This window comes from Flavobacterium sp. N1719, assembly GCF_025947045.1.
Lineage (GTDB): Bacteria > Bacteroidota > Bacteroidia > Flavobacteriales > Flavobacteriaceae > Flavobacterium > Flavobacterium stagni.
Window position 1 is genome coordinate 2,856,277 of the sequence record NZ_CP109993.1, and the last position, 20,879, is coordinate 2,877,155.

A 20,879-nucleotide genomic window follows, 5' to 3' on the forward strand; every position below is an offset into this window, starting at 1 on the left:
TATCTTTGAAATACAAAAAGCCATTCCATGAATCTACAATCCCAAAAAGCGATAAAAACCAAGTCCAACTCCATCAAAGCGTATTATTGTGGAGTAAGCGCTTTGGCTTTACTGCTTCTATTGATACTACTGGTAAGTATACAACATTACCTCCCCTTTTCTTTAGCCTTTGTTTACACTCTTATAGAATTATCTTTTATGGCTTTGTTTATCCTTGGGAATGTGTATACAGCTAAAAGTTATCGCGAACCTTATTCAGTTAAAAAGATTATTGGAATTGTACTCAACGGATTGTACACCTTACTTTTTTTGGGCTTGATGCTTGCAAATATTTTGGATATCTACCGTTCAATGTAAAACTAAATCTCTTTCACTAGGTCACCATGAAACGCTACCTCCTTTTTTTAGTAATCACTATAATCGCCTGTCAAAATCAGGAGAAGTCTAAACAGGCTCCAGAAATCAAATCTCAAGCCCCTGTTCAAAGCGACTTAGAAACACGCATCACCCAACAAATCGAAAAAATCCAACAGTCGACGCCAGCCCAGCGAAGACAAGAACTGCTCCGTTTTATCGAGTTGGCCAACCAAGTAGATGGCGCTTCTGGAGAAATCTATGGGAATTTTGCATTTGAGTATGTGGAAGAACATCCTGCCGACTTTTTCAGCGTCTTGCGAGTTGGCGACAGTACGTTGGTTAATAAATGGGCCAAAGCCAGTGCATCCGAAGTGCAAATCCTTGGGGATACGCCAGAGGGCATTGATAGTGTTTTTGTCGAAATGAATTCCAATCATTTGATAAAATTAAAAGGAAGTCGCCCACAAATCCATGCTTTGGACCAACAGTATCGCAATCAATTAAAAATAAATCTTCCCCAAGAATAAAACCCGTAAGTGAAATGAAACTCATCCATTCAAAACAATCGTGGAAAGGCTTTTTTGAATACCCCGAAGATGACAATGGAATAGAAGTACGTCACCCTGTTGCTTTTGGATTGGAAATTACTGTAGATGACAATTCTTTCTCGGGAATTGCTACCGATGCAGAAGCGGGACATTTATTTGACCAACCCATTCAAGTTCACGGTTTTTTCCAAGATCATATCATCAGTTTTGTCAAAAAATATCCGTGTCTCTACTTTAAAGATGAAGCGGGAAATCTTACTACAGACCCATCCGAAAACCATCCCGATATTTATTACAATGGCACCATCGATTCCAGTAAAACTCGAGTAACGGGCACCTGGGAAATGGTTATTGAATCGATAGAAATTGAAATTGGAGACTATATCGAAAAAGTATACGCTGGAAATTTTGAAATGAGAAGAACAGATTAGAGTTTAGTATGTAATCCTGTACATTTATAATAATAAAATCTAAATTTTACAACCATCAAAAATGGTTTTTTGTTTATCCACTATTACTTTCCATTTTAAATAAATAAATCGATTAAATTTACATTTCAGTAAAATTAAAATTGAAATATAAAATTACATTCAGTTCACCTTATTTAAATTAACTATTTTCATTTTTTCCTAGAATTTGTTAAATGTTTGCTGATTTTGTCAGCATGAAATAAGTTGCATTGAATCATTTTTACATCCCTAAAACATACAAGTTGATTTTTGACACCCCGTAAAAAAGGAGTTAATGGCTTAAATTATTTTTATTAATTTTATGCCCAATCATAAAAAATATTTATGAATTACACCTTACACCAACTTCAGGTCTTTTTAAAAGTGTCTGAGACGAAGAGTATCACCAAAGCGGCTGAGGAGTTGTACCTTACCCAACCTGCGGTTTCTATTCAATTGAAAAATTTTCAGGAACAATTTGATATTCCGCTGACTGAAGTGGTGGGACGCCAATTGTATGTCACCGAGTTTGGGCAAGAAATAGCGCGTGCAGCTCAAAACATTTTGAACGAGGTGCATGCGATCAATTATAAAACGATGGCATTTAAAGGACAATTGTCTGGGAAATTGAAAATTACTTCGGTTTCTACGGGTAAATATGTCATTCCTTATTTGTTGGCCGACTTTATGAAACTCCATTCAGAGGTGGAATTGATGTTGGATGTTACCAATAAAAATCGGGTTGTCAAGTCGCTGGAACGCAATGAAGTTGACTTTGCTCTGGTTTCCGTATTGCCGGATATGAATATTCAAAATATTCCATTAATGGAAAATCAATTGGTTTTGGTGGCCAATCGCAATTTTGATAAACCCAAACGTCCGTTGACTTTGGATGAGATTCAGCAATTGCCCTTGATTTACCGCGAACCGGGTTCGGGCAGCCGCCATGTGATGGAGCGTTTTTTAGAACAGCAAAATATAAAGATTGCAAAGAAAATGGAATTGACCAGTAATGAAGCGGTGAAACAAGCGATTATAGCAGGATTGGGGTGTTCGATTATGCCGGTAATTGGCATCAAAAATGAATTACAGAACGGCGATTTGCAAATTATTCCTGCAGAAGGATTGCCACAATTTTCGCAATGGAATTTGATTTGGTTAAAATCCAAAAACCTTTCACCCGCGGCTGAAGCTTTTAAAAACTACTTATTAGAGAATAAATCGGCGATTATTCAATCCCATTTTGGCTGGGCTACCCAACTTTAAAACGCCACTCATTTATTTGTATTCCAACTCCATAGCCATTGTGTTTACCTGTTGTAAACCCGAATTTAGTCTTGGGTTCAACGGATTTGTCTATTTTTGAGGGAATGAAAAAAATGCACCTTATCGTATTGTTACTTTTTGGAATCGGAATTTCCGCTGCCCAAATCCATAATGCATTAATGCGATCGGGGTGGCACCATTTGGCTCAAGATCGGGATGATTTGGCCTATGCCCAATTCTGGAAAGCCCACCAACAAGCGGTAAAGACGCATCAAACTGCGGCCAATGCAGAAGCCCTACTCCACTTGGGATTTTGCACCTACGGATCGAGTTTGGAGCGCGGATTGCAATTTGCACTTCAAGCGTTACACGAATACCAATCGCTTGAAACCACCCAACCGGAAGTGAGTACCTTGGGACGTGCCCGTTGCTTGCAATTAATCAGTACGGTATTCAGTCGGCAAAAAAACTACAACAAAGCGCAAAAATTATCGCGTGAAACTATACGATTATTAGAGAATACGGTCGATACTACGGGAACTTTGGGTTTGGCCTATATGAGCTTGGGGAAATTAAATCTTCAATTGCGCAAGGGTGATTCGGCTCAATTCTATTTTAAACAGGCGGAAACACTATTTAAGCGAAATAAAGTCAGCGTGTATTTGCCTGGTGCGCTGATAGCTCAAGCGGATTTGTTTGTAAAAAATAAGCAATTTCAAGCAGCCGATATCGCCTATTCAAAAGCATGGAATCTGGCAAAAGCTACCCAAAACCAGCAAGCGATGGTGAGTGCGTTATTAGGGCAAGCAAAAAGATTAGTGGCAACCAATCAATACGGCACAGCGATAACGGTCTTGGAACAGGCATGGACACTAACCCCGAAATTGACCGATAAAAGTTTTGCCATTCAGGTATTGGACCAACAAGCAGCGGTTCATGACCGTTTGGGCGACTATGCCGCATCAAGTCGTTTTCGTCAAAAATTAATTGCATTAAAAGATACTTTTTTCACGGAAGAGCGCGAACGCATGGCGCGCAGTCTGGCCTTGCAGTTTGAATTGGGCGAAAAAGACCGGCAACTTAATTTAGTTACCCGTGAAAAAGAGTGGACACGACAAACCAACACCATTTTGTGGGCTTTACTCGGCGTTATCGTTGTGGCATTTAGTCTGATTTACTTTTATCTAAAGCGCTATCAAAAACGCGATCGGGAGTTATTGCGTGCCAAAGAAGCGTACATGCAACTGTTGGAAGAGCAGAAACAATTAAAAGAGCAACAATACACCCGCGATTTGGAACATCGGGAGCAGCAACTGAGTTCGATGACCCTCCAAATGCTCGAGAAAAATGAGTTGTTGGAAAACATCCAAAGTTTGGTCAAGGAAAAACAAAACGGTTTTGAGGGACAGTTGCTTCGTTTGGTCCAACAGCAAGGAATTCAGGATCGGGTGTGGAAGGATTACGATGTGGTTTTAGAAAATGCAAATCGTCATTTTTACGAACGGTTGAAACAACGCTTTCCTGAGATTAGTGCCAATGATTTAAAATTATGTGCGTTGATCAAAATGAATTTATCCATCAAAGAGATGGCGGCAATATTGAATATTTCACCGGATAGTGTGAAAACTGCGCGGCACCGTTTGCGTAAAAAATTGCAAATGCAAACCGAAGACAACCTTACAGAATTCTTGCTAAATCTATAAAAAACAAACCATTACGCACCATGTTTACCTGTTGTTTACCTTAAAAAAGATACAACGTGTGAAACAAATTGTACATTTGTACAACTCATCAACAATCAAAAAACGAAAAAATCAAATCCTATGAAAAAGAATTACCTTATTTCCAGTGTGACTGCCTTACTTCTCAGTTGGGGTGGTTTTGCCCAAGTAACCAATGGTGATTTTGAAGTTGTCAAAGAGAACTTCTTGCCCTCAAATTGGGGAATGGATTTTGTGCAAATGATCAGCATTAATCCGACAACAGGCGAAACAGAAATGGATCAAATCCAATACCCTTGGTGTATACCATCATTTGTCTTTTCAACAACAGAAAGTCAGGCAGGTCAATATGCAATGGAGTTATCCAATGGTTTTAATGTAACACGAAATGAAGCTATCATGGCTCAGGCTTCAATTTTCAACAATCCCGAGTTGGATAGTCCGGGATGGAATGCGGGAGTGCCTATTGAACCCGGTGCTAATGTCACTCTGTTGGGATTGTATTATAAATTTTTACCCGCTGGAAATGAAACAGGTGAAGCCAAAATTACGGTACTCAATGATCAGGGAGAAGAAATTGGTTCGACCTCCATTGATTTAGTCCCCACGGGAAACAATTTTGAATACTTGTACAGTTTTATTCCTTTCAATACGGGTTCGACCCCTTCCTACATGTACATTTCTTTGAAAACAGCAAAAGAAGGACAAACTCCCGTATTTGGTACGCGTTTAGTCGTAGATAATGTGGTGACGAATTTTGCCGCTCTCGACAATGTAGTCATTGATCCAATTGCGTCTCCAAAATTTGCGGTAATCTCTGAGGTGGTCAATGGACAATTGGAAATTCGTCCCGGCGATTTAGTCGGTTTGGTGACGTACAACTTGTTTGACACTACGGGTAAACGCGTGCGTACCAATACCATGGAGAGTTCGGGACCTTACTTGTACACGCTAGACATCAGCGACTTGGAATCGGAGACCTATATTTTAACTGCTCAAGATGCCCATCAAATAATTACTCAAAAAATCATCAAAAAATAACGAGCTATACTAAAGTCGAATAGTGCTTATTCGGGCCGAACTTGGGAAACTGGGTTCGGTTTTTTTAGTTATGAATGATGAGTTATGAATGATGAGTGGGTGGAAAAGTGGAGAAAGTGGAAAGGTGGAGGAAGTGGAAAAGTGTATGTGTGTAAAGAGTGTAGTGAGTGTAAAAAAGGGTGTAATCAGTGTAAACTTATCGTTTATTGCTCACTAGCGTGCAGGCAATTTGACTCATGGACTCATTGCCACATTGAATCATTGACACATTGTCTCATTGACACATCGACACATTGACACATTGCCACATTAACTCGCGCCAGGGGTAGTAGTGGAAAGCCCGGATGGCGGACGAAGGGAGCCAACGGACTTGCAACGGATGACCCGGCCGACGCAAGGAGGGGCGCCCAAAAAAAGAATATACTATGCATGCATAACAAATTAATTCCTATCTTTACGAAAAATAGACCTTTATGAATTTTGCAGCAAAGATGCTTCGCGATGGAGCTTTAGAAGGAAAAACGATTGTCATTACAGGTGGTGGAAGCGGATTAGGCAAAGCCATGACGAAATATTTTATGGAATTGGGCGCGCAAGTGGCGATTACCTCCCGCGATTTGGAAAAATTAAAAACGACGGCATCTGAATTGGAAGCCGAAACAGGTGGAAAATGTTTGCCTTTGGCTTGCGATGTGCGCCATTACGACCAAGTGGAAGCGATGTTGGCTGCTGTTCTTGAAGCCTATGGAAAAGTCGATGTATTGTTGAATAATGCAGCGGGTAACTTTATCTCCCCTACCGAGCGTTTGTCGGCCAATGCATTTGACACCATTATCGATATTGTATTAAAAGGATCCAAAAACTGTACGTTGGCGTTTGGGAAACACTGGATTGCCCAAAAACAGACCAATTGCAACGTTTTAAATATTGTGACCACCTACGCTTGGACGGGTTCGGGCTACGTGGTACCGAGTGCTACGGCCAAAGCGGGTGTGCTCGCCATGACGCGGAGTTTGGCAGTAGAATGGGCCAAATACGGCATCCGCATGAACGCCATTGCACCGGGTCCCTTCCCTACTAAAGGCGCTTGGGATCGCTTGTTACCGGGCGATTTGGCCGACAAATTTGATATGTCGAAAAAAGTACCTCTGAAACGCGTGGGCGACCACCAGGAGTTGGCCAATCTTGCCGCTTATTTGGTTTCTGATTTTTCGGCCTATATCAATGGTGAAGTCGTTACAATTGACGGCGGGGAATGGTTGCAAGGTGCGGGACAGTTCAATATTTTGGAAAAAATTCCCCAAGAAATGTGGGACATGTTGGAAGCCATGATCAAGAGTAAAGGGAGTAAATAAAAAAAGAAAATCGGACAAATAATCCGATTTTTTTTGCGTTTTAACTATGTGGTTAAGTCTCAAAAAACTAGGATTAAAACTGAAAAACTTTAGGCGATTGTTAACAAATAAGGCTTGAATAAACCATAATAAATTGTATTTTTACACCTCTTAAAATTGAGGACATTTTTCATGGGAAAAATCATTGCTATTGCGAATCAGAAAGGCGGTGTGGGCAAGACAACTACTTCGGTAAACTTGGCGGCATCGTTGGGTGTTTTGGAAAAAAAGGTATTACTAATTGACGCGGATCCACAGGCCAATGCCACTTCGGGCTTGGGCATCGATGTGGAATCGGTAGATATTGGTACTTATCAAATTTTGGAACACAGCAATACCCCTGCTGAAGCGGTGATGCAAAGTACTTCTCCCAACGTAGACGTTATTCCGGCCCACATTGATTTGGTGGCGATTGAAATCGAATTGGTCGACAAGGAGAACCGTGAGTACATGTTGAAGCAGGCCTTGAAAGACATCCGCGAACAATACGATTTTATTTTAATCGACTGTGCACCCTCCTTGGGTTTATTGACCTTGAATGCATTGACCGCGGCGGATTCGGTGATTATTCCGATTCAATGTGAGTATTTCGCCTTAGAAGGTTTGGGAAAATTATTGAACACGGTAAAAAGTGTCCAAAAAATCCACAACCCCAACTTGGACATCGAGGGCATGTTATTGACCATGTACGATTCCCGCTTGCGATTATCCAACCAAGTGGTGGAAGAAGTCCAAAAACACTTCAACGATATGGTGTTTAAAACCATCATCCAACGCAATGTAAAACTCAGTGAGGCACCTAGCTTCGGGGAGAGTATCATTAATTTTGATGCCACCAGCAAAGGAGCGTCGAATTACTTGAGTTTGGCGGAAGAAGTGATTAAGAAAAACAGCTAGTGAATTATGACAAAAGCGGTAAAGAAACAGGCATTAGGTAGAGGACTTTCAGCTTTATTGAAAGATCCGGAAAACGATATTCGTTCGGCAGAAGACAAAAACGCCGATCAACTGATTGGTAATATTTTAGAAATTGATATTGATTCGGTCGAAATCAATCCGTTTCAGCCGCGTTCCAACTTTAACGAAGAGGCGTTGCAAGAATTGGCGACTTCCATTCGTGAATTGGGAGTGATCCAACCCATTACCGTTCGTAAATTAGATTTCAACAAATACCAATTGATTTCGGGAGAGCGCCGTTTGCGTGCTTCGAAATTGGTAGGTTTGACTACGATACCCGCTTACATTCGTATAGCCAACGACAACGAGTCGTTAGTCATGGCTTTGGTGGAAAATATTCAACGTCATGACTTGGATCCCATTGAGATTGCCTTGTCGTACCAGCGTTTGATTGAAGAAATTCAATTGACCCAAGAGCAAATGAGTGATCGTGTTGGAAAAAAGCGTTCGACGATTTCCAACTACCTTCGTTTGTTGAAATTGGATCCCATTATCCAAACGGGGATTCGCGATGGTTTCATTTCGATGGGCCACGGTCGCGCTATCATCAACATTGAAGACCACGAAGTTCAAGCGGATATTTACCAAAAAATTGTCAGTGAGAACCTTTCCGTTCGGGAAACCGAAGCCTTGGTTAAAAAATACCAAGACGGCTTAAAACCGGGAGCTAAAGCCAAAAAATCAGTTCAAAATTTTGAAGTTGGTGCCGACCAAAAGAAAGCTTTTGTAGATTTCTTTGGAGCGAAAGTGGACGTAAAAGTTGCCGGAAATGGCAAAGGGAAAATCAGTATTCCTTTCCACTCGGAAGAAGATTTCAATCGTATCATCAAATTAATTCAGAAAGGGTGATTCGCGGGTGGTACATCCTCCTAACCTGCTTTTTGTTAGGATGCGCCGCGCGGGCTCAAGTCCAACAAGAGGTGAAACCGTTGACGGTTAAACCCAATGATACAACCAAACTAAAGGCGGTTACAATTAATCCGTTGGCGCCTTCAAAAGCCGCTTTTTACTCGGCGGTCTTACCCGGACTGGGTCAGGCCTACAATAAAAAATACTGGAAAATTCCGCTGGTGTATGCCGCCATAGGCACCTCCGTTTATGCCTATATTTTTAACAACAATAAATACCATGCCTATCGGGATGCGTACAAAAATCGATTATTGGGTCTAACGGATGATCAATTTTCGTATTTGGACGATTCGCGTTTGATTCAGGCGCAGCGTTTTTACCAACGTAACCGGGACTTATCGGCTTTGTTGGTGGGCGTTTTTTACATTCTGAATATTGTAGAGGCCAATGTAGATGCGCACTTGATGCAATTCAATGTCAATGACAATTTATCGTTGAGACCCGATTTGATTCAGAATGACCTTACCCGACGCCAAAACTTAGGCATTGGGGTTTCCTTAAAATTTTAGTGTAACAAAATACCAGCTGCGGCTACTAAAGTAGTATGAAAATTGCCTTATTAGGATACGGAAAAATGGGAAAAGTAATCGAGCGAATTGCGCAAGAGCGCGGTCATTCGATTGTTTTGCGCAAATCCAGCAACTCCAGTTTTGAAGGATTGGAGCAAGCTGATGTGGCGATTGATTTTAGTATACCCGATTCCGCTGTGGAAAACATTACTACTTGTTTTGAATTGGGCATTCCTGTGGTTTCAGGAACAACAGGTTGGTTGTCCGAGTACGACAACATGGTACAACTTTGTGAAGCGAAACAAGGGGCTTTCATTTATGGCTCCAATTTTAGTCTAGGCGTTAATTTGTTTTTTGAATTGAATGCGTATTTGGCTAAAATGATGACCAAGTTTGATCAATACAAAGTTTCTTTAGAAGAAATTCACCATACCCAGAAATTGGACAAACCCAGTGGCACAGCAATTACTTTGGCCCAAGGCGTGATGGAACATAGCGGCCATGCCCATTGGACGCTTGAGAATTCGAACACAAACGATTTATTCATCGATGTGAAACGCATTGAAAATGTGCCGGGTACGCATCATATTTACTACACTTCAGCGGTAGATACCATCGCCATTTCACACACGGCACATAACCGCGAGGGATTTGCTTTAGGGGCGGTAATAGCCGCTGAATGGTTGGCTCCACGTAAAGGAGTATATACAATGAAAGATGTTTTAGAACTTTAAAATACACACACAATGAACTTATCACAGTGGTTACTATTTATCCTTGTTATTCAGTTGATTCATGCAGCGGGAACTTGGAAATTTTATGTCAAAGCCGGAAGAAAAGCATGGGAAGCCGCAGTACCGCTTTACAATGCAATCGTTTTATTGAAAATTATTAAGCGTCCAACGTGGTGGACCGTTTTACTTTTCATTCCCATCATCAACTTGATTCTCTTCCCTGTGATTTGGGTGGAAACCTTGCGCAGTTTTGGCAAAAAATCCACAGCAGACACTGCTTTAGCCGTGTTTACATTGGGATTCTATTTGTACTATGTGAATTATACGCAAGAGTTGGTGTATCGCGAAGACCGCAGTCTACACCCGGAAACCAAAACGGGAGAAACCGTGAGTTCGATTCTTTTTGCAGTAGTTGTAGCAACGTTCGTTCACACGTATTTCATTCAACCGTTTACGATTCCGACATCTTCATTGGAAAAATCGTTGCTCATTGGTGACTTTTTGTTTGTGAGTAAGTTTCATTATGGTGCTCGAGTGCCCAACACTACTGTAGCGGCGCCAATGGTACATGATACGATACCAGTTATCCGAACAAAATCCTATTTGTACGATAATGAAAATCCGGATTCATGGAAAAACAAATTTGAATTGCCCTATTTGCGTTTTCCAGGATTTGAATCGGTAAAAAATAATGACATTGTGGTTTTCAACTGGCCTGCGGATACTGTGGCTAAGTTCTTTACGAAAGATCGCCGATATTTGAAACCGGTTGATAAGAAATCAAACTATGTAAAACGCTGTGTCGGAATTGCAGGTGATAGTTTACAAATCAAAGACGGTGACGTTTTTGTCAATGGTAAAAAATTGATTTTACCTGAACGTGCTAAGCCACAGTTTTCATATGAAGTAACTTTTGACCACAACACCTTAGACCTAAATAGTTTAGGGCCCTTTTTAGAACAAAATGACATTACAGACGGTGGCTATTTTAAAGAAAATGACCCTAAAAAAGATACTCTTTATGTTGGAGCAATGACGGCTGCTGCTGCAGAAAATATGCGCTCCCTAACGGGAATAAAAAAGGTTGAACGAATCATTGCAAAACAACCCGACTTATCGGTATTTCCTCAAACTAAACCTTGGAACGTGGATAATTTCGGTCCGATATACATACCCAAAGCGGGAGCAACGGTGAAGTTGGATTTAACCACATTGCCCTTTTATAAAAAAATCATTCGCGATTACGAACACAATACCTTGGAAGTGAAAAATGGTGAAATTCTAATCAATGGCAAACCTTCATCAACTTATACTTTCCAACAAAATTATTATTGGATGATGGGAGACAACCGACACCGTTCGGAGGACTCGCGTTTTTGGGGTTATGTTCCTGAAGATCATATTGTAGGGAAACCGATTTTCATTTGGATGAGTATCAAAAACTTTGACAAAGGATTTAAAGAATGGCGTATTCGTTGGGATCGTTTGTTTACTACTGTAAGCGGTGATGGCGAACCCCAATCCTACTTCAAATATTTCTTAGTATTGCTAGGATTGTATTTTGTGGGAGAATACTATTGGAAAAAACGCAAAAACAAGAGTGAATCGTAATGACCAACTTTGCTCATACTTTAGTGCATCCGGGGTATTTCCCTTCCATCAGTACTTTTACCGTATTGGCGCAATCAGAGCATGTAACGTTTGAAACGGGGGATAATTTCCAAAAACAAACCAACCGTAATCGAATGTATATTTACAGTCCGAACGGTTTGCAATTGTTGAATGTGCCCATCAAGCATGTGAAAACGGCCCATCAGCGCATGCGGGATGTGCAACTGGAAACGGCTTTTGATTGGCAAAAACAACATTTTAAATCGTTGGAAGCCGCTTACCGTACGTCGCCCTTTTTCGAATATTTTGAAGACGATATCGTACCGATTTTTGAAAAAAAGCATACGTTTTTAATGGATTTGAATTACCAAACCATGGAGATAGTTTCGGGTTGTTTGGGATTGGATTTTACGTATGATGAAACGGAAGAATACTTTCACGAAGTTACCGACAAGACCGATTTCCGCCATTTGATTAATGGAAAAAAAGACCCTTCACAATTCGAAAACTATATTCAAGTATTTGGCGATAAGCACGGATTTTTGAACAATTTAAGCATCTTGGATTTGTTGTTCAATGAAGGACGTCGCGCATTGGATTACTTACAGCGTCAAACCCTTTAGTCTTTTTCAAAACGAATGCGCGTCACTACGGGAAAGTGATCGGAATTTTTGAATTCGGGGTAATTTTGGAATTCTTTGACTTTAAATTGGCGGTCGGCAAAAATATAATCGATTCGTGCGGGATAGTATTTAAAGTTATAAGTTTTCCCAAAGCCTTTTCCCGCTTCTTCAAAACAATCGTTTAAATCGCCTTTAATTCCGCGATACACATACGAAAACGCACTGTTATTCATATCGCCGCAAATCAACATGGGAAACGTACACGTGCTTTTGTGTTCCATCAATTTCTCGGCTTGTTGTTGTTGCTTTTTAAACGCATCACTAATGCGATTGAACACCATCGAGGATTTCTTTTTGTTGATGGAATCTACACTTTGTTCCATTTCATTCACGTCGGGTGAAATCTTGATGGATTGCAAATGCATATTATACACCCGTAAGGTATCTTGACCTTTGCGAATATCGGCATAAACCAACATATTATCCGAACCTTCAAAGGCTATTTGTCCTTCGTCAATGATGGGGAATTTTGAAAAAATGGCTTGACCCGATTTAATCTGATTGCCTTGCATAAAAATCGTGCGGTATTTGTACACCCGCAAATCCACATCTGCATTTTCAGAATACTCTTGTATACAAAGAATATCGGGGTTGACTTCATTGATGAAGTTTTTTATGTCTTCCTTCACGTGTTCGCCTGGAATCCATTGGAACAGGTTAAAAAGTCGGACATTATAACTCATCACCACCATATCCCCTTCTTCCGCGGGTAAATCCAGCGAAGAAAATTTATAAAACTTATTGATAAAGGTAATTCCGAGGATTAATATGAGTCCGGACAAAATCATTTGCCGCTTCATTTGAATCAACCAATACACAAAAAACAAGGCGTTTACAATCAGGAAAAAAGGCAAAACCAACGTCAATACGGAAAGAAAAGGAAAAAGTTTGGGTGCCAGGAAAGGCAATACATAGGCTAAGAAAGTCAGTACGATAACCACCGTATTGAGCACATACATTACTTTATTAAACCTAGACAATTTTTTCATGAATCGTTTCCTGCGCGAAATAAAAATTCTTTTTCAGCTTGGGTCAGACTATCGTATCCCGACTGACTGATTTTATCTAAAATTTCGTCGATTTGTTGTTGTTTTTTATCCTTCATCACTACACCCGTACTTTGGGAAGCACTTCGTTTCGGAGGTGCATTTTTATGTACGCGCTTGAAGGGTGACTTGGATTTGGGTTTTCCTAAATTAGCAAAAAAATCAATCACTTTAGTCACCACTACACTCAAATCGGTTCCCGATTGTAAGAGTTTGATATAAATGATTCCGAACAAAGCTCCAGAAAGATGCGCAATATGTCCGCCCGAATTGCCCAACGAAAACTGTAAAACATCCAATAAAAGCAATACTCCCGTGACATGCCATAGTTTGACACGACCGATAAGCATTAAATGCAATTCCATTAAAGGCTGATAGGTAGTCACCGCCACAAGGGTGGCCAAAGCAGCACCGGAAGCCCCGACAATACTGTTATTTCCCCCTAAAAAAGTATAAATGATGGCAAATGAGAGTCCGGAAAACACCAAACTCAGCAAATACATCCCTAAGAATTGTTTTTGGGTAAAAAAAGTTTGAAACAAGCGACCGGCAAAGTTGAGCATCACCATATTAAAAAACAGGTGCAAAAATCCCGAATGGAGAAAACCATAGGTAATTAATGTCCAAGGGTGATACGGAAACTCTTGAAAACTTGAGGACAAGGCCAACCAATTGGGATAGTCAAAATAACCTTGTCGGAAACTGTAAAAGAGTGGAATTGCAACCAAAAACACCCCTACATTCCAATAGATCACCTGATTGACAATGCCTCCAATACGGTACTGCAATTTGATATCTTGCCAAATACTCATTTTAATTCCAACGATTTTGGTTAAACTTTTGATTGCGCCAAATCCACATCATGATGAACCCTGTGAGTGCACCACCCAAATGGGCAAAATGCGCAATTCCTGTACTTGCTCCACCAAAAATAGACGAACCTTTTAATCCACCAATTAAGTCAATACACAATAAAATTGGAACAAAATACTTCGCCTTGATGGGGATAGGAATAAACATTAGTGACAATTCTGCATACGGAAACATAAAGGCAAAGGCTACCAATAGACCGTAAATAGCCCCAGAGGCGCCTACTGTTGGCACTTGATACTCTGCAATGGCATGACCTAGAATATTAAATTGTTCTTGCGTAAAATGGTATTTATTTAAAATATCATTTACCGAACCCATGATATGACCTTGCGCATCTTCCATAGTTTGGTAATTGGCATTTAACAATAGTCGCGCATCCTCAGCTGTAATTTGAGTTCCTGACAGTTGATGCATCACATCTTGCACGGTGAGATAACTCACACCCATATGCACTAATGCGGCTCCTAACCCGCAGGAAATGTAGAAAAATAGGAACTTCGAACTCCCCCAGAAATGCTCTAGGAGGCCGCCAAACGACACCAACGCAAACATATTAAAGAAAATATGCAATAGGCCGCCATGCATAAACATATAGGTGAAAAATTGCCACGGATGGAATAAATCACTATCGTAATAATGCAAGCCAAACCAATCGTTGGCATGCGGTAAGGTGTAACATCCTACGAAGAAGATGATATTGATAATCAACAGTTGTTTGACAACTGGCGTTAACTGCATCATAGTGTAAATTTTTTATCGATTTCGTCCACACTCAAGGTAATGAACGTCGGTTTTTGAAACGGACTCACATTGGGATCCTTACAAGCAAATAAATTGTTGACCAAGGCTTCCATTTCTTTATCCGTTAAAAACGCTCCATTTTTAACGGCCAAAGACCGTGCCATGGACTTGGCCAGGGTGTCATTCTGACTAAAACTGTCAGAAAGTCCCTCTTGAAACGCATGTACAATCTCTTCCATGAGTTGGCGAATCATGGATTCGTTGGTATGCATCGGAATTCCAGAAATCACTACTCCATCATTTTCCCAACGATCAAAGGTGAATCCTACGGTTTGCAATCCGTCTTGCAATTCGTGTAATACATGCAATTCAACCGGATTAAATGACACTTGCAACGGAAACAACAATTGCTGACTCGCCGCTTGTTGCACCGTCATGTTGGTTAAATATTGTTCGTATAACACCCGTTGGTGGGCGCGATTTTGGTCGATCAACATTAGACCCGACTTAATCGGACTTACAATATATTTGCGTTGGAGTTGGTAGGTCTTTTGGGTCGACGTTTCTGTTTCTTGAGAATTGAACAACGACGGCGCAATTTCGTCTTCCGCTTCCATTTCAAGCGCTGAAAAATCAACAGCTTCGGTATCTTGTTTTAATCCCACATACAAACTCTCCCAACTAGGGGCTGCAGCGGGTTTACTGAAATGATTGCTGTAACTCCCTGCAGAGGCAGTGCGAGTTGGTTCACGACGTGTGGGCACTTCATCTGCAAACGGATTGTAATTGCGATCAACTTCGATGGTTGGATATTCCGCCGATTTGGTTTGGTATTCGTAAGGGGTATCCAAATTGGGGTCTCTTTCAAAATCCAAGACAGGAGCTACATTAAACTGACCCAAACTGTGTTTCACCGCCGAACGTAAAATGGCATATAAGGCTTGTTCGTCATCAAACTTAATTTCGGTTTTCGTTGGATGGATATTGATATCTATCGAATGCGCCGGCACTTGCAAATACAAGAAATAACTCGGTTGCATGCCGTCGCGCAACAACCCTTCGTAGGCCGACATTATCGCGTGATGCAAATAGCTACTGCGAATAAAACGGTCGTTCACAAAGAAAAACTGTTCGCCTTTGTTCTTTTTGGCAAATTCGGGTTTCCCCACAAATCCTTGAATGGAAAGAATATCGGTTTCTTCGGCAACGGGAACCAACTTTTCATTCGTTTTCCCTGCAAAAATATTTACAATACGCTGGCGGTAATTGGAACTCGGTAAATTAAACGTTTCGCTACCGTTGTGAATTAGCGTAAAATGAATCCCGGGATGTGCCATGGCCACGCGTTGAAATTCATCCAAAACATGTCGAAATTCAACGTGATCCGACTTTAAAAAGTTGCGGCGAGCGGGAATATTAAAAAATAAATTTTTGATTGCAAAAGAGGTTCCTTTGGGTAAAACGGCCGGTTCTTGTGCGATAAATTTACTGCCTTCAATAACGATATGCGTTCCCAATTCCTCTTGTTCTTGGCGCGTTTTCATTTCGACATGCGCAATAGCAGCAATTGAAGCGAGAGCTTCCCCACGAAAACCTTTGGTATGAAGGGCGAATAAATCTTCGGCTTGACGAATTTTTGAGGTGGCATGACGCTCAAAACAGAGACGCGCATCGGTTACACTCATCCCTATACCATTATCGATTACTTGTACCAAGGTTTTGCCTGCATCCTTGACGATCAACTTGATATCGGTTGCTTGGGCATCCACGGCATTTTCAAGTAATTCTTTCACGACCGAAGCGGGTCGTTGCACCACCTCACCTGCAGCAATCTGATTGGCAACGTGATCGGGTAATAATTGGATAATACTGGACATAGTAGTGAACTGACTTTGAAGCACCTACCCTATTTATTTGTTAGGGTTCGGTCAAAAACAAATGTACAGAAATTTGATGAAGTGCACACGTTAACCAAGTGCTAAAAACAAAAAAACCTGCACTTTCGTACAGGTTCGTTGTATCTTATTTGCTGCGTTCCCGCAAGTCGGTCATTTTGATCGCAGTAATCGCGGCTTCAATTCCTTTGTTTCCGTGTTTTCCACCACTACGGTCAATGGACTGTTGTTCGTTATTATCGGTTAACAAACAAAAGATAACGGGGATATCACCGATTACGTTTAAGTCTTTAATCCCTTGGGTTACCCCTTCACAGACAAACTCAAAATGCATGGTTTCACCTTTAATGACACAGCCAATGGTGATGACGCAATCCACGTTTTGGGTATCCATCATGCGTTTGGCTCCGTAAATCAATTCGAAACTCCCAGGAACGTCCCATTTGATGATGTTTTCGGGCAATGCGCCACAATCGATTAAGGTATCCACGGCGCCTTGATAGAGTCCGCCCGTGATGTGACCGTTCCATTCTGAAACAACAATCCCAAACCGAAAGTCTTTCGCGTTTGGGATTGTATTTTTATCGTAATGGGATAAATTTTTATTTTCTGTAGCCATGTGACTATTAGAATTAAAGCGCTAGGAAACGAAATTACTTCGTCATTCCAATTAACGCATCCACTTGTTGTCCTTCTGGCGTGTCTTCGTATTTCTCCTTGATTTCAGCGAAAAATTTACCCGCTTCTTCTTTTTTACCCATTTCCATTGAAATTACACCCGCTTTGAACAAATAACGAGGTGTAGTAAAATCATTGGCGTTCGCACGTGCTGCTTTTTCGTAGTATTCCAACGCCTTAGCATTATCATTTTTCTGTGCGTAAGCATCACCGATAGCACCTGTAGCAATTGGTCCGGTGAACGTATCGTTACCTTTATATTGCTCTAAGTATTTGATCGCATCGTCGTATTTTTTCAAGTTCAAATACGCAATACCCGCATAGTAATTCGCTAAATTTCCAGAATCTGTTCCAGAATATTGGTTGGCTAATTCAACTGCACTTTGTTTTCCTTCAGCACCTTTGATTACTAAATTGAACAATGAATCCTGAACTTTTGGATCTTGTGCATCTACTGCAGCTTGGAAATTTTGTTGTGTTACCAACAAATCATCCGTAGCGGTCATTTCGTTTGGCTCCACAATAAATTTTTGGTACATCAAATAACCGATAGTGATCAAAGCAGCACCACCTAAAAATCCTAAGATGTATTTTTGATTACGCGCCACCCACTCCTCAGTTCGTGATGCTGTTTGGTCTAAAGCATCGAATGCACGAGCTGTAGTACTGTCTTTTTCATCAACATTAGGAATATCTTCGATGTACTGATTATCCATCGGTACATTTTCTTCATTTTCTACTTTTTCTTTGGGGGCTTTATAACCTCTTTTATTATATGTCGCCATTTACGTTTAATTTAGTGTGCGCAAAAATATAATTTTTATTCAAATTTAAAAGCCCTTTTTTTCGATATTTTTCAATAATTTGCACCTCCCAAAAAAAATGATACTCCATTTGGGTCCAATCCGGTAATCCTTTGTCCTGCAATGTTTTTAAAACACATCGCTTTACTCAACTACAAAAACCTTACTGACGTCAAGTTTGAATTTGATGCCAAAATCAATTGTTTCGTGGGAAAAAACGGTGTAGGGAAAACCAATGTTTTGGATGCCATTTACCATCTCGCCTACGGAAAAAGTTATTTCAATCCTTTAGCGGTTCAAAACATTCGTCATGGCGAAGAATATTTTATGATTGAAGGGGAATTTGAAAAAAATGCACGTCCAGAGCAGATTACTTGCAGCCTGAAAAAAGGACAAAAAAAGACTTTAAAGCGCAACGGGAAGTTGTATGAAAAGTTTTCCGATCACATCGGATTTATTCCGCTCGTGATTATTTCACCCTCTGATTCCGATTTAATTACAGAAGGCAGCGATACCCGTCGACGGTTTATGGATACCGTGATTTCGCAACTTGATTCGAGCTATTTGCACCAATTGATTCAGTACCAAAAAGTGGTGGGTCAACGCAATGCCTTGCTCAAATATTTCGCTTTAAATCACACCTATGACCACGACACCTTGAGTGTGTATAACGAACAGTTAGTGGATTTAGGCCAACCCATTTTCGAGAAACGACAAGCGTTTGTGTCCGAATTTGTTCCCATTTTCCAAAAACACCACCAACAAATTACGGGGCAGGCCGAGCAGGTGCAATTGCAGTACGAAAGTGATTTGTTTGAAAGCGCTTTTGCCGAACTTCTTGCCAAAAGCATCAATAAAGACAAGCAATTACAATATACATCAATCGGAATTCACAAAGACGATTTGGCGTTTTTAATTGACGAACATCCGATTAAAAAGTTTGGTTCCCAAGGGCAACAAAAATCGTTTTTGATTGCGTTAAAGTTGGCCCAATTCGAATTTGTCAAACGACAAAGTGGTGAAAAACCGATTTTATTGTTTGATGACATTTTCGATAAATTGGACGAAAGTCGGGTCGCACAAATCGTTTCCATGGTCAACCAAGACGAATTTGGGCAACTATTTATTTCGGATACGCATCCCGAACGCACGGAAGCGATTGTAAAAACTACCCATCAAACGTATAAATTATTTCATTTGTAACATAGCTTACAGATTAGCTATCTTTACGTGACTATTTTTAGCAAAAAAAAACGTTATGAAATCAAAATTTTTAGTCCTTACCCTCTTTGTAATCAGTTTAATTTCTTGCCAAAAGAAAGCAGCAACTACAGAAAATAATGCTGAAGCATCAGTTTACGAAAAATTAGATGCTCCGAGTTTTGCTGAGCAACTCAAAGCCAATCCGAATGTGCAGGTTTTGGATGTTCGAACGCCAGAAGAATATGATTCAGGACACATTGGAAATGCCCAAAACTTGAATTGGAATGATGCGGCTGCTTTTGACAAAGGAATTGCAGCATTGGATAAAAACAAACCCGTATTGGTATATTGCATGGCAGGAAGTCGAAGTGCGGCTGCGGCACAAAAGTTACAAGAATTGGGTTTTACCAAAATCTACGAACTGGACGGTGGTTACATGAAATGGCGTGCTGCTGGGTTGGCCGATGAAGTGGCTTCAGGCGGGATGACCCAAGCCGATTTGGATAAAATTTTGGCAACTGATAAAAAAGTATTGATTGACTTTTACACGACTTGGTGCGGCCCTTGTAAAAAATTGAAACCCACATTGGAAAAAATTTCAGAAGAAATGAAAGACAAGGTCGTGGTCGTGAGTATCGACGCCGAAGCGAATATGGCATTGGCAGAATCCTTGAAAGTGGAAGGCTATCCTACGTTGATTTTGTACCAAAACAAAAAAACAATCTGGCGCAATTTGGGTTATTTAGAGGAAGAAGAAATCAAAAAACAATTGCAATAAATGAACGCAAAAGAAGCATTTCAGTTTTTAGAAGAACTCAAACTAAACAACAATACCGAGTGGTTCCACAGTCAGAAGAAACGCTATGAAGACTACAAAAAGTTTTATCATGCGACCATAGCAGCTGTTTTGGAAGAATTGAAAAAATTAGACCCCACACTCGAACCTTTGGAGCCTAAAAATTGTACGTTTCGCATTAATCGCGACATCCGTTTTTCCAAAGACAAATCGCCCTACAAGACCAATATGGGCATTTGGTTTACCCAAAATAAAGGCCATAAAAACAGTCCAGGCTATTACATTCATTATGAAAAAGGCGCTTCGTTCATTGCGGGTGGCGTATGGTGTCCGGAGCCGGATCAGTTGAAGAAAATCCGTAAAGAAATCGAATTTTTCTACGAAGATTTGGAAGCCATTGTTGCTGATAAATCCTTTGCCAAAACCTATGAAAATTTATCCCGTGAAGAGGGCAATGTATTGAAAAAAGCGCCGAAAGACGTGGACCCCAATCATCCGGCGATTGAATTTTTGAAGTTAAAAAGTTTTACGGCTTCTTATCCGATCAACGACGATTGGTTTAGCGCGCCCGACTTTGGTAAAAAGATTGCTCGGGAATTGGCCATTCTCAAACCGTTGAATGACTTTCTCCGTCGCGGATTGGAAACGGAAGAATAATCGAATGA

At 40.6% G+C, this 20,879-nt stretch carries 22 protein-coding genes; 16 read left to right on the top strand and 6 right to left on the bottom strand.

Annotated features, from left to right (window positions below; all coding sequences use genetic code 11):
• The first annotated feature begins 27 nt into the window (after positions 1 to 27).
• The 13 genes from OLM45_RS12350 (at position 28) to OLM45_RS12410 (ending at position 12,119) form a co-directional block, all read left to right on the top strand.
• Positions 28 to 357 (top strand): hypothetical protein, encoded by a 330-nt coding sequence (locus OLM45_RS12350; RefSeq protein WP_264510581.1) that lies wholly within the window; start codon positions 28 to 30, stop codon positions 355 to 357.
• A gap of 26 nt (positions 358 to 383) precedes the next feature.
• Positions 384 to 884, top strand: coding sequence for a hypothetical protein (locus OLM45_RS12355; protein ID WP_264510583.1), 501 nt, complete (start codon positions 384 to 386; stop codon positions 882 to 884).
• A gap of 14 nt (positions 885 to 898) precedes the next feature.
• On the top strand, positions 899 to 1,336 hold the full coding sequence (locus OLM45_RS12360) for a hypothetical protein (RefSeq protein ID WP_264510586.1): 438 nt from the start codon (positions 899 to 901) through the stop codon (positions 1,334 to 1,336).
• A gap of 363 nt (positions 1,337 to 1,699) precedes the next feature.
• Positions 1,700 to 2,620 carry a LysR family transcriptional regulator gene (locus OLM45_RS12365; protein ID WP_264510588.1) on the top strand — a complete coding sequence of 307 codons (921 nt, stop codon included), beginning with the start codon at positions 1,700 to 1,702 and terminating at the stop codon, positions 2,618 to 2,620.
• 104 nt (positions 2,621 to 2,724) lie between these two features.
• The gene (locus OLM45_RS12370) at positions 2,725 to 4,323 is read left to right on the top strand and encodes a tetratricopeptide repeat protein (protein ID WP_264510590.1); all 1,599 of its coding nucleotides are present in this window, start codon (positions 2,725 to 2,727) and stop codon (positions 4,321 to 4,323) included.
• Between the two features lie 120 nt (positions 4,324 to 4,443).
• A complete protein-coding gene (locus OLM45_RS12375; RefSeq protein WP_264510592.1) occupies positions 4,444 to 5,382 on the top strand; it encodes a T9SS type A sorting domain-containing protein in 939 nt (312 codons plus the stop codon).
• A 473-nt stretch (positions 5,383 to 5,855) separates the two neighbouring features.
• Complete coding sequence (locus OLM45_RS12380) at positions 5,856 to 6,737, top strand: SDR family oxidoreductase (RefSeq protein ID WP_264510594.1); 882 nt, start codon at positions 5,856 to 5,858, stop codon at positions 6,735 to 6,737.
• A gap of 171 nt (positions 6,738 to 6,908) precedes the next feature.
• The gene (locus tag OLM45_RS12385) at positions 6,909 to 7,673 is read left to right on the top strand and encodes a ParA family protein (RefSeq protein WP_129461491.1); all 765 of its coding nucleotides are present in this window, start codon (positions 6,909 to 6,911) and stop codon (positions 7,671 to 7,673) included.
• 6 nt (positions 7,674 to 7,679) lie between these two features.
• Positions 7,680 to 8,582 carry a ParB/RepB/Spo0J family partition protein gene (locus OLM45_RS12390; protein ID WP_264510596.1) on the top strand — a complete coding sequence of 301 codons (903 nt, stop codon included), beginning with the start codon at positions 7,680 to 7,682 and terminating at the stop codon, positions 8,580 to 8,582.
• Positions 8,583 to 8,614: 32 nt separating this feature from the next.
• Entirely contained in the window at positions 8,615 to 9,151 is a 537-nt protein-coding gene (locus OLM45_RS12395; RefSeq protein WP_319799979.1) for a DUF5683 domain-containing protein, read from the top strand.
• A gap of 35 nt (positions 9,152 to 9,186) precedes the next feature.
• Positions 9,187 to 9,885 carry a 4-hydroxy-tetrahydrodipicolinate reductase gene (gene dapB, locus OLM45_RS12400; RefSeq protein WP_264510598.1) on the top strand — a complete coding sequence of 233 codons (699 nt, stop codon included), beginning with the start codon at positions 9,187 to 9,189 and terminating at the stop codon, positions 9,883 to 9,885.
• 12 nt (positions 9,886 to 9,897) lie between these two features.
• Positions 9,898 to 11,496: a signal peptidase I gene (lepB, locus tag OLM45_RS12405; protein WP_264510601.1), complete on the top strand. Its 1,599-nt coding sequence runs from the start codon at positions 9,898 to 9,900 to the stop codon at positions 11,494 to 11,496.
• Positions 11,496 to 12,119, top strand: a complete 624-nt coding sequence (locus OLM45_RS12410; protein ID WP_264510603.1) for a WbqC family protein — start codon at positions 11,496 to 11,498, stop codon at positions 12,117 to 12,119. The genes lepB and OLM45_RS12410 overlap by 1 nt, the downstream gene beginning before the upstream one ends.
• Here OLM45_RS12410 and OLM45_RS12415 read toward each other — a convergent pair.
• The 6 genes from OLM45_RS12415 to OLM45_RS12440 all read right to left on the bottom strand — a co-directional run bounded on the left by OLM45_RS12415 (position 12,116) and on the right by OLM45_RS12440 (position 18,197).
• Positions 12,116 to 13,168, bottom strand: coding sequence for an endonuclease/exonuclease/phosphatase family protein (locus OLM45_RS12415; protein WP_264510605.1), 1,053 nt, complete (start codon positions 13,166 to 13,168; stop codon positions 12,116 to 12,118). The two genes, OLM45_RS12410 and OLM45_RS12415, sit on opposite strands and share 4 nt — an antisense overlap.
• Positions 13,165 to 14,037 carry a rhomboid family intramembrane serine protease gene (locus OLM45_RS12420; protein WP_264510607.1) on the bottom strand — a complete coding sequence of 291 codons (873 nt, stop codon included), beginning with the start codon at positions 14,035 to 14,037 and terminating at the stop codon, positions 13,165 to 13,167. Before OLM45_RS12420 ends, OLM45_RS12415 begins: the two co-directional genes overlap by 4 nt.
• 1 nt (position 14,038) lies before the next feature.
• Positions 14,039 to 14,839 (bottom strand): rhomboid family intramembrane serine protease, encoded by an 801-nt coding sequence (locus tag OLM45_RS12425; protein WP_264510609.1) that lies wholly within the window; start codon positions 14,837 to 14,839, stop codon positions 14,039 to 14,041.
• Positions 14,836 to 16,716, bottom strand: a complete 1,881-nt coding sequence (gene mutL / locus OLM45_RS12430; protein ID WP_264510611.1) for a DNA mismatch repair endonuclease MutL — start codon at positions 16,714 to 16,716, stop codon at positions 14,836 to 14,838. The genes OLM45_RS12425 and mutL overlap by 4 nt, the downstream gene beginning before the upstream one ends.
• 145 nt (positions 16,717 to 16,861) lie before the next feature.
• A complete protein-coding gene (gene ribH / locus OLM45_RS12435) occupies positions 16,862 to 17,353 on the bottom strand; it encodes a 6,7-dimethyl-8-ribityllumazine synthase (protein ID WP_264510614.1) in 492 nt (163 codons plus the stop codon).
• Positions 17,354 to 17,387: 34 nt separating this feature from the next.
• The gene (locus tag OLM45_RS12440) at positions 17,388 to 18,197 is read right to left on the bottom strand and encodes a tetratricopeptide repeat protein (RefSeq protein ID WP_129461481.1); all 810 of its coding nucleotides are present in this window, start codon (positions 18,195 to 18,197) and stop codon (positions 17,388 to 17,390) included.
• Between the two features lie 141 nt (positions 18,198 to 18,338).
• Between OLM45_RS12440 and recF the strand changes: the two genes are divergently transcribed.
• Genes recF through OLM45_RS12455 form a run of 3 tightly spaced genes read left to right on the top strand, consistent with a single transcriptional unit; the run spans position 18,339 to position 20,871 of the window.
• Positions 18,339 to 19,418: a DNA replication/repair protein RecF gene (gene recF, locus OLM45_RS12445; RefSeq protein ID WP_264510616.1), complete on the top strand. Its 1,080-nt coding sequence runs from the start codon at positions 18,339 to 18,341 to the stop codon at positions 19,416 to 19,418.
• A gap of 55 nt (positions 19,419 to 19,473) precedes the next feature.
• A complete protein-coding gene (locus OLM45_RS12450; protein ID WP_264510618.1) occupies positions 19,474 to 20,196 on the top strand; it encodes a thioredoxin domain-containing protein in 723 nt (240 codons plus the stop codon).
• Positions 20,197 to 20,871: a DUF2461 domain-containing protein gene (locus OLM45_RS12455; protein ID WP_264510620.1), complete on the top strand. Its 675-nt coding sequence runs from the start codon at positions 20,197 to 20,199 to the stop codon at positions 20,869 to 20,871.
• Positions 20,872 to 20,879 lie beyond the last annotated feature (8 nt).

Excerpts from the sequence above, each read along its gene's own strand:
- OLM45_RS12350 (WP_264510581.1), top strand. The coding sequence starts at position 28 with ATGAATCTACAATCCCAAAAAGCGATAAAAACCAAGTCCAACTCCATC.
- OLM45_RS12355 (WP_264510583.1), top strand. The coding sequence starts at position 384 with ATGAAACGCTACCTCCTTTTTTTAGTAATCACTATAATCGCCTGTCAA.
- OLM45_RS12360 (WP_264510586.1), top strand. The coding sequence starts at position 899 with ATGAAACTCATCCATTCAAAACAATCGTGGAAAGGCTTTTTTGAATAC.
- OLM45_RS12365 (WP_264510588.1), top strand. The coding sequence starts at position 1,700 with ATGAATTACACCTTACACCAACTTCAGGTCTTTTTAAAAGTGTCTGAG.
- OLM45_RS12370 (WP_264510590.1), top strand. The coding sequence starts at position 2,725 with ATGAAAAAAATGCACCTTATCGTATTGTTACTTTTTGGAATCGGAATT.
- OLM45_RS12375 (WP_264510592.1), top strand. The coding sequence starts at position 4,444 with ATGAAAAAGAATTACCTTATTTCCAGTGTGACTGCCTTACTTCTCAGT.
- OLM45_RS12380 (WP_264510594.1), top strand. The coding sequence starts at position 5,856 with ATGAATTTTGCAGCAAAGATGCTTCGCGATGGAGCTTTAGAAGGAAAA.
- OLM45_RS12385 (WP_129461491.1), top strand. The coding sequence starts at position 6,909 with ATGGGAAAAATCATTGCTATTGCGAATCAGAAAGGCGGTGTGGGCAAG.
- OLM45_RS12390 (WP_264510596.1), top strand. The coding sequence starts at position 7,680 with ATGACAAAAGCGGTAAAGAAACAGGCATTAGGTAGAGGACTTTCAGCT.
- dapB (WP_264510598.1), top strand. The coding sequence starts at position 9,187 with ATGAAAATTGCCTTATTAGGATACGGAAAAATGGGAAAAGTAATCGAG.
- lepB (WP_264510601.1), top strand. The coding sequence starts at position 9,898 with ATGAACTTATCACAGTGGTTACTATTTATCCTTGTTATTCAGTTGATT.
- OLM45_RS12410 (WP_264510603.1), top strand. The coding sequence starts at position 11,496 with ATGACCAACTTTGCTCATACTTTAGTGCATCCGGGGTATTTCCCTTCC.
- OLM45_RS12415 (WP_264510605.1), bottom strand. The coding sequence starts at position 13,168 with ATGAAAAAATTGTCTAGGTTTAATAAAGTAATGTATGTGCTCAATACG.
- OLM45_RS12420 (WP_264510607.1), bottom strand. The coding sequence starts at position 14,037 with ATGAGTATTTGGCAAGATATCAAATTGCAGTACCGTATTGGAGGCATT.
- OLM45_RS12425 (WP_264510609.1), bottom strand. The coding sequence starts at position 14,839 with ATGATGCAGTTAACGCCAGTTGTCAAACAACTGTTGATTATCAATATC.
- mutL (WP_264510611.1), bottom strand. The coding sequence starts at position 16,716 with ATGTCCAGTATTATCCAATTATTACCCGATCACGTTGCCAATCAGATT.
- ribH (WP_264510614.1), bottom strand. The coding sequence starts at position 17,353 with ATGGCTACAGAAAATAAAAATTTATCCCATTACGATAAAAATACAATC.
- OLM45_RS12440 (WP_129461481.1), bottom strand. The coding sequence starts at position 18,197 with ATGGCGACATATAATAAAAGAGGTTATAAAGCCCCCAAAGAAAAAGTA.
- recF (WP_264510616.1), top strand. The coding sequence starts at position 18,339 with ATGTTTTTAAAACACATCGCTTTACTCAACTACAAAAACCTTACTGAC.
- OLM45_RS12450 (WP_264510618.1), top strand. The coding sequence starts at position 19,474 with ATGAAATCAAAATTTTTAGTCCTTACCCTCTTTGTAATCAGTTTAATT.
- OLM45_RS12455 (WP_264510620.1), top strand. The coding sequence starts at position 20,197 with ATGAACGCAAAAGAAGCATTTCAGTTTTTAGAAGAACTCAAACTAAAC.